General features: G+C 53.9%; 5 protein-coding genes. 2 read left to right on the top strand and 3 right to left on the bottom strand.

Annotated features, from left to right (window positions below):
* Positions 1 to 205 precede the first annotated feature (205 nt).
* Positions 206 to 1,510 (top strand): MFS transporter, encoded by a 1,305-nt coding sequence (locus Q5H33_RS08045; protein WP_302423935.1) that lies wholly within the window; start codon positions 206 to 208, stop codon positions 1,508 to 1,510.
* Positions 1,511 to 1,709: 199 nt separating this feature from the next.
* On the opposite strand, the gene Q5H33_RS08040 is transcribed toward Q5H33_RS08045, so the two are convergent.
* The 3 genes from Q5H33_RS08040 to Q5H33_RS08030 form a co-directional block, all read right to left on the bottom strand.
* Positions 1,710 to 2,282 (bottom strand): haloacid dehalogenase-like hydrolase, encoded by a 573-nt coding sequence (locus tag Q5H33_RS08040; protein ID WP_021913082.1) that lies wholly within the window; start codon positions 2,280 to 2,282, stop codon positions 1,710 to 1,712.
* A 198-nt stretch (positions 2,283 to 2,480) separates the two neighbouring features.
* Positions 2,481 to 3,365: a Fic family protein gene (locus tag Q5H33_RS08035; RefSeq protein ID WP_003834689.1), complete on the bottom strand. Its 885-nt coding sequence runs from the start codon at positions 3,363 to 3,365 to the stop codon at positions 2,481 to 2,483.
* A 55-nt stretch (positions 3,366 to 3,420) separates the two neighbouring features.
* Entirely contained in the window at positions 3,421 to 4,119 is a 699-nt protein-coding gene (locus Q5H33_RS08030; RefSeq protein ID WP_038445389.1) for a hypothetical protein, read from the bottom strand.
* A gap of 244 nt (positions 4,120 to 4,363) precedes the next feature.
* On the opposite strand from Q5H33_RS08030, the gene Q5H33_RS08025 reads away from it, so the two are divergent.
* The coding region (locus Q5H33_RS08025; protein WP_302423928.1) for an SDR family oxidoreductase at positions 4,364 to 5,109 on the top strand (746 nt) is incomplete at its 3' end.

Genomic DNA, 5,109 nt, shown 5'->3' with positions numbered 1-5,109 from the left:
GAGACCGCCGACGTGCGTTTCGACCATGTCGTTGACATCGACGGTATGGAAGGTTTTGTCGAGCAGGCCGCCAAAGCTCTGTAAAAACTCTGTAAGCGAAGCATACTTTCACATCGTTAAAGCCATCTCCATCGGCCGTCCGCAATATGTGGACGGCCGTTTTTCGTCAAGGCTGCTACAGTTGCATGCTCGGAGGCGAACGAGCATGACAGCACCAATGATACCCGCATCTGAATCGGTACGACAGAAGCAACCGGCACAACAATCGAACCAGCCCGAACAGCCCCGGCGTAAGCATGATCGTCTCATCACCCGTGATATGGCGTTGGTCATGCTTGCGACGTTCTGTTTCATGTCGAGCAATATGCTTGCCAATCCGATCGTTGCCGGATATGCGGAATCGTTGGGCGCGGACGGCATGCTGATGGGTGCGGTGGCCGGTTCGATGAGTTTCATCTCACTGTTCTGCCGCCCTATCGCAGGCAATCTTTCCGACAAAACCAGCAAGCGCACGCTTGTGGCGGTTGGCACGGTGCTCTATTTCGCCGCCGGACTGCTGTACTATTTCGCAAACTCCCCCATCATGCTCATCATGGCTCGCGTGATCAACGGCGTTGGTTTCGCATGCTGCTCGGTCTGCCTAGCCACGTGGATGTCGCTTTTGCTGCCGATCCGGCATATGGGTGCCGGCATGGGATTGTATGGCACGATGAACGCGCTGGCTATGGCGGTCGGACCGGCATTGGGTATTCGCGCGCAAAAATACATCGGTTATCGTCTGACGTTTTTGAGTTCGCTGGTGCTGGCGGTGATCATGCTGATCGCCACACTGATGGTGAAGAATGGCGGACAACCGGTACGCAAAAAGCAGACTTCCATAACGGAGAATCCCTCCACTGCCGTAGACATTGACGGTTCTGCTAGCGCAACCAAAAAGCATCGTTTTTCGATCCGTTCGATTCTGGAACCGCGTGTGGTGCCGTTGTCGCTGACGTTCATGATGTTTGCGATAGCGTATTTCGCAAATCAGTCCTTCATCGTGAATTATGTTCAGTCTCGTCATCTGCCGGTATCGTCCGACCTGTTTTTCATGTTTTACGCGGTCGCGTTATTGGTGTTGCGACTGGGCTTGCGCGACCTGTTCGACAGCAAGGGCTTCCGTTTCTGGCTGACGGTCTGCTCGTTGGGCATGCTGGCGATGCTCGCATGCATGACGTTCCTGTTCAATGATTGGATGCTGTTGTTGGCTGCGATTTTCACCGCTGTCGGCTACGGTCTGATGAGTTCAGTCACGCAGGCGCAGGCCGTGGTAATCGCAGGCCGCGAGCGCAGTGGTATTGCGAATAGTACGTATTATGCGGGTATTGATTTGGGTATGTCGGTTGGTCCGTTTGTGGGTGGTTTGGTGTATGGGCGTTTGTCTGCTGTGTGGTTTTATCCGGTGTTTATGTTGGCGATGCCTGTTGCTTGGTTGATTTATTTGTTGTGTGTGAAGCGTGTTTCGAGGTAGTTGTTGGCATCGTGTGCGAGGTTTCTGCCGTAAACCATTCCAAGCGCGTGTCGTTCTAACTGTTTTTGCGGTCGGTCGTATTTTCCATATACGGCAATATGACCGACCGACGCCCATCCTGGCTCGTGCAAGGCGTCCATGCCGAAGGGGAGATGTCAAGATCGGCCCTTGCCGCCGTATTCCGTTCCAGCCTTTCCGGCTATTTGACTTGGTGGATTTTGTTGCCTTTGACCATGTAGGCACGTCGGGCCATGTCGATCATGGGCTGGTCGAATCGGCTGTCTGTGTAGAATTCGTCCACTCGAACGTTGTCTCCGTAGAGTTCGCGGAATCGTTTGGGCTTGTTGGTGTTGAAGTTGAGGTAGTTTACGTTCAACGTGTTGCCGTCGATGGTGGACGAGACCAAATGTTGCACGCCAAGCCTGCGGCAGGCCTCGCCCACGGTGATGTCGAACGAGGCGGTGAGGATCACATCGTCTTCGCGTGGCTCATACCAGGGTTTGATGCGCTTCATGTTCTGATCCCAGAAGGCGTTGACCAATTCTTCGAATTCCAATGATTCGGCCAGTTCGCTTAAATATCCGTGGCATAGCTTGCCCACACCGTATTCCATTTGATCGAACGTGGCTCGTCCGAGCTTGTATTTGATGGCATAGCGCAGTACCGGGGCGATGTACCGCAATACCTTCGGATTGTATTTGGCCGAAAACAGGTACAGGTCGAACAGGCTTTCTCCGTCATAGATGGTTCCATCGAAGTCGAATACACGCATGTATGCAGCTCTCACTTCCTCGTATGCGCGCATTCAATACGCGCCATTGCATCTCATGCTAAAGTCCGAAGGCTGATTCCTTTTTACACCAAGGTGAACGGCCGGCGACCGCAATGTGCACAAATTGCACATCTCAATGCACATTCGGTTCATGTCACGTTTGGAAGGAGGAACCACCACAACAACACAGTCGGACCGCTATTCGCCCCATAGGAGCCGTTCGCGCTGCTGATACTCCTCATCGAACAACGGCTGGGCCTTCGTGTCGATGAGCTTGGCGAATTCCAGATCCTCATCTCGTTCCACCCGATGCTCAGCCATATTCCATTGGTCATGGTACGTGTAACGCAATGCCTCGGCATCCGTTTTCAGAACATGCGACCGGTAAAGGTCCCGTTCGAATAGAAGCGTATCAACCAGCCATCCTGGCTCGTCCGGAAACTTGCTGATGCCATTGACGTACTCCGCACGATACGCGTCATGGACAAGGACAGGCAACGCATCGATACGCAAAAGCTCCTTGAACATGATAAGCCGTCCGATTCGACCGTTGCCGTCCGAAAATGGGTGAATCTTCTCAAACGTCCAATGGACACGGGCGATCTGATACGGTTCATCCTCAAGTTTCGTGCACATATCAAACAGCCTGTCCATAAATTCGGGAACATCCTGCGGCAGCGCAGTCCTTGTCGGAGTAACAGGATTGCCAATAAAGTTCGGCCGAGTCTTGTAGCCGCCCACGTTGAAAAGCGAGTCGGAGACCTGTCTGGTGCCCTGCTTGAGAATGGCATGCAGGTGACAGACCATATCCCGGTCCACCGGCTCATCAGCATGGTCGAGAATCCAACGGAACGCAGCGAAATGATTACGGGTTTCCAACGCATCGTCAGGATTGACCTGTTCGCTGCCATCCGTGGTATAGGTACCGGTGGCAAATAGCTGCGCGGTCTGTTTGGCAGTAAGGGTGGAACCTTCCATATGATTGGAATTCCATGCGAACTGGATTTGTGTAGTCGTGTAAATGCCGTCACCATATCGAGTATCACGCTCTCGGATAAGACGCTCCACGATACGTTCCGCCATAACCCCATCCTTCCTTCATTCCGCTCGACTATCCTCCCATGGTAATTCATTTAGGCTAGAAACCGTGGTGGATGTCGTATATCCTGCAGGTTGGTTCCATGTCGAACGTGACCGTGTCGAACTGTTCGGGATGGTGCACGAACGTATCGATCAGTTTCCATTGGCGACGGCTGATGCCGATACGATAGTCCGGACGGACCATAAGCACCGGCGCTTTCGGCTGGAGTTCCTCCAAGAGCTGCGCGCGCTGTTCGAAGCATTCATCATCGTCGATCCATACGATCGGCGCGGGTTCATTCTCTTCGCATTCGATGCGTACGCGTCGTTGGATGGTCTGCCATTTGCCTGTCTCACGTCCCCATTTGGTGACAGGATCGTACCAAGTGATGACATCGACCAGCATGGGATCCCAGCCGAGCATCGGGTCGAGAATCTGACTGCAGTATGGCTGCCAGGTGGACAGCCACCACAATTCCACAATGCCGTCAACTGCCAACGCGTACATGGCGTCGGACAGTTCGCTGGACCAGTGGATGCGCCATGAGCCTACGGGCGTGTGGGCTTTTTCGTTGCCGTCCAAGTGGAACGCTTTTTCAGGATTGTACATTTTCGCGTAGGGACTGTCGGGCTTCGCCCAGGTCATAACTTTGTTCACGCCACTCCTGCGCAAAAGCTTGTCATCCGGAAAGGCGTTGAGCACCCCATCGAAATCCGTGAACACCACAGGCTTGGAAAACATTTTCAACTCCGTCATCACTCCCCTTTCAATCATCAACTATCTTCTTATATTGACCTTACGGTTTCCTCACTACGCTTTACCTGACAAATACTGACAGCACCGCCATCGTTTTATTTGCTACACTCGGATTAGTTCGGCACGGACGCCGAACGACCGCAGGCACGAGCATAGGCAACCGCAAACATGGTCCATAGATGCGCAAAACATGATGCGCGGACGCATCCAAAAAAGCGGTCACCATCACGCAAAGGAGCGAAACATGGCAGACGAATCATCGAAGATTCCAGAGAAAACCGTCGAACAAATCTTCGACGAACGTTATCCCCTCGACAAATGGGAGGATTCAAACTACTCGATACTCGACAAATTCTCAATGCGCGGCCGCAAAGGCTTCGTCACCGGAGCCGCAGGCGGTCTAGGACGCAACGCCGCAGCCGCACTCGCCCAAGCCGGAGCAGACGTCGCACTAGTCGACCTGCCCAGCCAAGAAGACAAGCTCACCGAACTGGCGAAAGACATGAGCGAACGTTTCGGCACCAACGTCATCGCGCTCACCTGCGACGTCACCGATACGGTACAAGTCGCGGAACTCAAAACGCAATTGGTGGAACAGCTGGGCACCGTCGACTTCGCATTCCTCAACGCCGGAGTCAACGTACCGGGCGACGATCAAGACGCCACCGAAGAAGTATGGACACGCACCATCAACATCAACCTCAACGGCACCTACCGTACCGGCCGCATCGCGCATGAAATCATGCGCGAACACGGTCATGGCGGCTCACTGATCTTCACAGCCTCCCTGTCCGGACACAACGCGAACTACATGATGGGAAGTCCGACGCCGGTGAACGCGTATGGCGCCACCAAAGCGGCCATCATGGAACACTCACGTTACCTTGCCGCAGCGCTCGCCAAGGACGGCATCCGTTCCAACACCATCTCCCCCGGATACGTGTGGTCTGGAATTTTCAATGGCCGTATCGACATGCCTGGCCACGACGC

The organism is uncultured Bifidobacterium sp., assembly GCF_959020145.1.
In the GTDB taxonomy this organism is placed as follows: Bacteria; Actinomycetota; Actinomycetes; order Actinomycetales; family Bifidobacteriaceae; genus Bifidobacterium.
The sequence above is the reverse complement of the archived record's forward strand: the minus strand, read 5'-3'. Positions and strand labels throughout refer to the sequence as shown.

Coding starts and splice junctions, on each gene's coding strand:
- Q5H33_RS08045 (WP_302423935.1), top strand. CDS start 206: ATGACAGCACCAATGATACCCGCATCTGAATCGGTACGACAGAAGCAA.
- Q5H33_RS08040 (WP_021913082.1), bottom strand. CDS start 2,282: ATGCGTGTATTCGACTTCGATGGAACCATCTATGACGGAGAAAGCCTG.
- Q5H33_RS08035 (WP_003834689.1), bottom strand. CDS start 3,365: ATGGCGGAACGTATCGTGGAGCGTCTTATCCGAGAGCGTGATACTCGA.
- Q5H33_RS08030 (WP_038445389.1), bottom strand. CDS start 4,119: ATGACGGAGTTGAAAATGTTTTCCAAGCCTGTGGTGTTCACGGATTTC.